The organism is Legionella sp. PATHC035, assembly GCF_026191115.1.
Lineage (GTDB): Bacteria > Pseudomonadota > Gammaproteobacteria > Legionellales > Legionellaceae > Legionella.
In genome coordinates, this window is record NZ_JAPHOT010000001.1 from 3,250,242 (window position 1) to 3,256,926 (window position 6,685).

Consider the following 6,685-nt stretch of genomic DNA (forward strand, 5'->3'; position numbering starts at 1 on the left):
GATTACCCCTGCACTCTAAATTCATTAAAAAGATACCAGCTAAATTAGTTGATGCAAGTTGTTGTATAATTAATTTTTACTCACTTGAATTGACTCGGTCCTTGACGAGCGAAGGTAATGAGAAAATGGGAAAGACTGTCGCAGTTAAAAATAAAGCAGATTTGATCGATATCCCTGAAGAGAACCTGTTTGTTTCTGAAAGTGGATATGCCTACGATATTAATCAAATCGCCGAATTCATTTCTGGGGACTGGGTGTTTACGGATTTCCAAAACCCATCTGAACTTGCGGGTGTATTTCGAGATTTTAAAAATAAAGAACCCCTGGAGTCCTCTAATGAAAAAGTTTTGGAGCAGGAATTGGCCTTGAACTTATTCAGCGAAAAAGATATTACCCACCTTCTAACTCATCAAGTCGTCCGCAGTGCATTTGAAAGTAGCGATATTTTTGCTGGGTTACAAGAATATGCTGATGGGGTAAGTGAGATTACTTTAAATCTGATGGGTAAGCTTGTCGTGGCTTCGCAAATTCTCGAAAATACGCTATTGAGTGCTGATCAGGATAAACTTACGGCTGAATTGCATGAACCTCTCGCCGCATTTAAAACGCATCTCGATCAATTAAAAAAAGTAGAAAAAAATCCACTTATTTTTCTGACCTCCAAAAACGGTCCCATCAGCAGCTATTCAGAAGTAACGGGACGTCGATGTAATTTCGTAGAAGATATTGATCATTTATTATCTGGAGCATGTGGGGCGGGCTTTAATCGGCATGTTGCAAATTTATATAATGCTCTAAAAAGTTATAAACTCTATCAACATGCTATCAAATCCAGCCTCACGATGCAGGATACATCTATGGAAAAAAAATCCTCACCGTTACATGGTTTATCTATTTGGAACAAGACTAAGGATGACGCGGATAAAGACCATGCAAGTGAGCAAAGCTCTAAAAATAAATTAGAACCGAACTAATTACGGCAAAATGAATTACATGACACGATTAAGATAATTTTTTGATAATTTCCCCAATATATATGTATTTTAGATTAGATATTTCATTTTCTATGGTTAAATTAACTTTATAGATCGCATCATTAATTGCCTCAGTCATCAGCGCACATGTTTTTGTTTTATCGCTTAACTCTGAATAGCAAGCGTAGACCGTATTAGACGAAGTCGTAATACGGGAAAATCATCTCCATTAAAGTTGATTCAATCTAACAGATTTTTACATCCAACTAAACAATACGTGGAACAAAGGGAACTAGTGGAACACCCTCGTATTTACTGGAATGTAGACGTTCTATCCTCAAAATCAATGGTGGAAGGAGTGGGACAATTAATAGTCGTCAGACCATACTTTCTCAGCAAGCGTAGGTCGGGCGCTTCGCCCGACCTACGCTTGCTACTTCTGAACTGAGATGATTTTATTTTTTTACTTTCTCCGAGAAGAATTATTTTTTAAGCACAAAGCGTAATCAAGCAGCCGGTCAAAATAAAAAGTAAAAATAGTGCGAGTCAAGACTGTTTTTTTATTTTTTATTTGTATAACATACCTATGTCTAAGAATATTTTCCTTGTCCCTGGTCTGTGGATATCTTATTTTCCCAAATAATGAATGATTAATCAGCAAGATATAAAAATCCTTGTTGTGCTTGATTTATATCATTTTTGAATCCCCGCATTTTCATTTAAGTTATTCACATTTTCTGTGGATAAGTCTGTTTATAGCCTGTCAAACTTCTTATGGGAGTTAGACCTTAATTGGATGATGCATCTTTTACCAAGCTGTTTTCATATCAATGCACAAGAGCAATGAAACGGTACTACACTTTAAAAAAACAGTTGAGAACGTGATGTGTGGTCGATTTGCTTATGTGGCGTCTTATGACAAGTTAAAATATCAATTTAATCTCACCAATGCGATTGAAATTACTCCTCGATTTAATATTGCTCCAGGAGCAGAGGTGGTATGTCTTGTAGAAACGAATGCTCATGAAATTCAAAGTGTATTGTTGCGCTGGGGACTTATTCCATCTTGGACAACAGACCGAAAAAAGATAGGAAGTCTTATCAATGCGCGCGCCGAAACCCTCTTTGAAAAACCGGCCTTTCGTCAGCCGATGAAATCCAAGCGTTGTTTAATGCCTATGAGTGGTTTTTATGAATGGCACCAAGAGGGTGGGGTAAAACAACCTTATTTTTTTCAAAAAAAGAATCATGATTTGCTGGCCGTAGCTGCTCTTTGGGATATCTGGCAGCATGAAGATCAGGTGATTTATTCCTGTTGTTTGATTACTAATGATGCAAACCCATTAATGTTGTCAGTACATCATCGAATGCCAGTTATTTTAGATGAAGAAGCTCAAGCCATTTGGTTGGATAACTCTCACTGCGATATAGCACAATTGAATTGCTTAATGAAGCCATATCCCTACGAAGATTTAGAGGGGTTTCAGGTTACCACTTTAATGAATAAAGCTGATTTTGACCATCCATTGGCAATGCAACCATTGTCTCAGTAAAAAAATTAATAATTTTTTATTAATATCCTCGCAGACCTACGCTTGCTTAGGCTTGCTGGATCACTTTGAGCACCTTGAAATTAATTCAAAAGATGCTCTTTATTGGTAGAATATTTATCTCACTGAAGATGCTGCCAATTTGGTTCAATCTAATTTCTATTTCTGTAATATTAGTTTTTTTGAGGTCGTCAATGTCCCGAAGAAATGAATTTTCCAATGGCGCACGATACAGCTTTGCAATATTAAAATTTTGAAGCCAGTTTAATGTTTAAAATGGTACTCTCCCGCATAACAAATTAATAAAAAAATTCATTTAATTCATGAACTAAATTTAAAGAAGTTCATGTTGATTAATAAATAGTGGCGCGCCCATCACCACAACAACCCGAGACCTAAGTGACTTGGTTAAAAAAAATTTGCAGGGTAAATCAGGGTTCAATAAGGGCTTAGTAGGGCTCAATCTTCTGAGTCGTATGTCTATAATGTAATAAGAATGTTTAAATTGAGGTCGTTATGAGAGCCAGAATTCTATTTGAATCGAAAAAACTTGATGAAATAGAGGCTTTTGCACCGAATGCGAGGCACGTTAGTGCATATGCTGTTTTGTTAAGAGATTTGGTTCAACAACTCGAAAACTATTTTGTTAAAGATGAAAAAACTTTAAAGGCATATACCCTGCAATTTTTTGAGCCTCAGTCAAAAATATTTAATATTGATAAAAAGTCTTTAAGTCTGATCCTTGAACATTTAGCGATAGTGATGGATCAACAAATAGTATCGTTCATTGAATATGACTTAAAGCAATATCGTGAACAGGAATACGGAATCCCTGCTGATGCTGATTATAGAACTACAAACAAACTAATGAGAGAGATCGCATTAAGTCGTCGGACGGAAAAAAAGCCAATGACTGAACGCGAGGAAGATGTATATTTTGATTCTTTTTTAAAAGAAGAACTTAAAAAATATTATGCTCAGCGCCATGATTTTGCTGAATACTTTACTCAGTATCCTCAAATGGAACAATCGCTTCGTCAAATTCAACAAGATGCAATAAGAAATATCGAAAAAATGCTTCAACGGATTGAACATGATTTCCCAGTGCTGGAAAAAGGATTTTTAAGTCATATGAAAGAGCCAAAACTAGTTGGTATTACGCCAAGCGGTAGCGATATGCATAAGCAAGGCCAACAAGTTTATTTTTTGACGTTTCGAGATAAGGACGAAAAAGAACTTAAAATTGTTTATAAACCAACCTCTGTCCAAGCAGATGCAATGCTGGTCGGTGATCTGAACAAGTTGAAAGACCTAGATGCAAGCTATGAGGGACATGAGAGTTTGGCCGAAATATTTAATAGGCGAGCCCTGGAGCCTATTCCAACTTATTTAATACTGCCAAGAATCGACGATCCAGCCTCTGAATCTGTTACACAGCACTATGGTTACATTGAATTTTTACCTTCACAATCGCACCTGGACTATGATATGGCCACCAAAGCAGGGCGGACTAAGTTTAGCGAAGCATTATCTTTAGCTGCTCTGGACGAGAGTTCTTCTTGTATTTTGAGAACAGAAAAAGAAGCACAACAATTTTCATACATCATGGGAATGACTACTCTATTAATTCAATCAGTTTCTGGCTCTGATTTTCATCATGAAAATTTGATTATTTCTCGAAAAAAACCGACTATTATTGATGCAGAATGTATTTTCAATCCGCTTATAACGCCAACCTTTGCGGGATGTTCTTTTCTTTTTCAGCCACTACAAGGGCCATTAACAGGAGCAATCTCACCATTTTCAATGAATTGTGAGACCTATTATTATCACAGTGATATCAATAATAAAATTGAAGGAGCAAGAGAGTTTACGGCAAAAAATCGTGCATACTATTACGATACCGATACACAACAATTAACTTCCTTTGTCGTTGATCAAGAGTCTTTTATGGCTGGCTATCGTCACGGTTTAAATGTTATCACCGAGGATAAGGATTTTTTAAAATGGTTTGATCAAGAAAAAGTAAGGGAAATGTGTATTCGGATGCTCCCTTTTGCCACCCAAGATTTTGGACGACAAAATATTCAGTATTGTAGCCAAAACTTTTCTTATGACTTATTTAAAGAATATGCTGACAAGAAGTTAAAAGAAGGTTTACAGACATATCGAGATGATTTAAGTCTGTATGATAAGATTCAATCACACAAGGAAGAAAAAGGGGATAAGGAAGAAAAATGTGAAGATAAGATATCAAGATATTTGCCCGTGATGCCTTTACCTAAGGCTGTTATTTATTCTGACGAGAATAATTATGACCAAGAGTTATTAAAAGAAGCGGCATCTGCTTCAATTCCTTATTATTGTATGCGAGCGGCTGATCGGCAACTTTATGACTTTAAGGGTAAACCAATTTTTATTCCATTAAATTTCTTTATGGCCAGGGAAGAAGTGTTTAATCAAGAATATGGTGACGGTATCGGAATAGATGCAAATGCTTTTTTTATCAAATCACCATTAGATTTTGCTCGAGAGAGAGCGGTCGCCCTAGTTCATAATCAAGACCTAAGAGAATTAATGTGTGAAGATGCCCAAAATAATCTTGTCTTATTGCATGCTGGTTTAGAATATCATATCCAATTAGAGGCAGAATATGTTGTTTCAATGACGGTACAACCCCAAGTAATTGCGAATAACCCTTTTGCCGGAGGGTAATAGGTACTACTGTGAATTTTTAGCAAGTGTAGGTTGTATTAGACGAAGTCGTAATACGGGTAAATCAACTCCATTAAAGCCGATTCAATCCAACAGATTTTTACATATAACCAAGAAATATGTGGAACAAATGGGATTAGCAAGCGTAGGTCGAGCGCTTCGCCCGACACTTCAATTTTCTTAATCATACCCTCAAATCAAAATGGTTAGATAAATCCTCTTTACGGAATCCATAATCAATACCACATGAGTTAATGAAATGTCGGGCGAAGCGCCCGACCTACATTTGCTATAATTTTAAATAAAATCAATAGGTTAATTGGTTAAGACGATCATCCACTCTTGTTTGCTGCAAAGTCACTTGCATCTCGAAAGTGCTTTGACCAATGAAATCAATGTTGAAAAAATATACTATACTTGTTAACGGACGTATCTGATCTTCGAACGGCAATCTGTATCTTCTGACTTAAGGATTAAGGAAAGGAGTATTATTTATGAACAACCTTATTAAATCATTGTTACTTTTTTCATCCATTTGTTTCACAACCTTCTCTCCATCCATTTTGTTTGCCGATGATTGCAACGTAGACAACTGTACGGGTGCAAAGTCTTCAGATGAAATTGACTGCCCCGGAAAAGGGTGCGGTTGTTATTGCGATGAACACGGAAATGCTCGATGCAAATGCACACAACCTTTGGATGAAAATAAAACTAATTCAAACACCAAAACAAACAATTAGCAAGCGTAGTCGGGCGCTTCGCCCGACACTTTTCTTCATCATACCCACAAATCAAAATGGTTAGATAAACTTTATTCACGGAACCTATAATCAATACAGCATGAGTCAATTAAATGTCGGGCGAAGCGCCCGACCTACGCTTGCTGTAATATTACTTTTTTTGAAGTCGTCAATGTCCCGAAGAAATGAATTTTCCAATGGCGCACGATACATTGCTTTGCAATATTAAACTTTAGAAGCCAATATAATGTTGAAAATGGTATTCTCCCGCATGACAAATTAAAGCAAAAAGTCGTTTAACTCATGAACTCAATTTAAAAAAGTTCATGTTGATTAATAAATTGTGGCGTGCCCATCGCTATATCAACCAGCAATCTGAATGACTTGGTTAAAAAAATAATCTCAAACGCACTGGCGCACTAAAAGCGACTCGTTATTTTTTAATCTCGATAAGGCTTGAATGGAGTCGATTGAATTGGATGCGCAGTGAGTTCCAAAATGGAACTTACTCAAGCTTATTGACCTCATGACTCATATTATGACTGATTGTCTGATCCTGGTTTTGCTGGAGCAATGATTCGGATACGAATTCGAGATTTGTAAAAGAACCTTATATTTATGAAAATCTTAGTTCCTCTTTATTTTGTCATTTGATTTTAGGCCTTTATTTGGATAATATGCTTTCAGTTAAGGCAACCGCTTAGTT

4 protein-coding genes are annotated in these 6,685 nt (G+C 36.5%); all 4 read left to right on the forward strand.

Features of this window, described 5'->3' with window-relative positions; genetic code table 11:
* Positions 1–125 precede the first annotated feature (125 nt).
* The 4 genes from OQJ13_RS14275 (at position 126) to OQJ13_RS14290 (ending at position 6,043) form a co-directional block, all read left to right on the forward strand.
* On the forward strand, positions 126–974 hold the full coding sequence (locus OQJ13_RS14275) for a hypothetical protein (RefSeq protein WP_265711499.1): 849 nt from the start codon (positions 126–128) through the stop codon (positions 972–974).
* Between the two features lie 884 nt (positions 975–1,858).
* Positions 1,859–2,527, forward strand: a complete 669-nt coding sequence (locus OQJ13_RS14280; RefSeq protein ID WP_322783762.1) for an SOS response-associated peptidase — start codon at positions 1,859–1,861, stop codon at positions 2,525–2,527.
* A 513-nt stretch (positions 2,528–3,040) separates the two neighbouring features.
* The gene (locus tag OQJ13_RS14285) at positions 3,041–5,239 is read left to right on the forward strand and encodes a DUF4135 domain-containing protein (RefSeq protein ID WP_265711501.1); all 2,199 of its coding nucleotides are present in this window, start codon (positions 3,041–3,043) and stop codon (positions 5,237–5,239) included.
* A gap of 615 nt (positions 5,240–5,854) precedes the next feature.
* A complete protein-coding gene (locus OQJ13_RS14290) occupies positions 5,855–6,043 on the forward strand; it encodes a hypothetical protein (RefSeq protein ID WP_265711502.1) in 189 nt (62 codons plus the stop codon).
* Positions 6,044–6,685 lie beyond the last annotated feature (642 nt).